Here is a 228-nt window from a genome sequence, read left to right on the forward strand (position 1 = left end):
GCGGTTCCGTGAAAGGCGTCGCAACCGGCAACCTGGGCATCGGCAAGGACGGCGAGCCGACTGAAAACTTCCAGCTCGGCATGGAGCTGCATGCGAAGTACACGCTGTTCTGCGAAGGCGCGCGCGGGCATCTGGGCCGTCAGCTGAACGATAAGTTCAAGCTGCGCGAAGGCGTCGATCCGCAGGTCTACGGCATCGGCATCAAGGAACTGTGGGAGATCGATCCGT

The 228-nt window shown here is 61.8% G+C and carries 1 protein-coding gene; it reads left to right on the forward strand.

Annotation, left to right across the window (positions count from 1 at the left end):
- The coding region (locus P0D89_RS54610; protein ID WP_408379953.1) for an NAD(P)/FAD-dependent oxidoreductase at positions 1-228 on the forward strand (228 nt) is incomplete at both ends.

It is taken from the genome of Paraburkholderia sp. RL18-085-BIA-A (assembly GCF_046027075.1).
GTDB lineage: Bacteria > Pseudomonadota > Gammaproteobacteria > Burkholderiales > Burkholderiaceae > Paraburkholderia.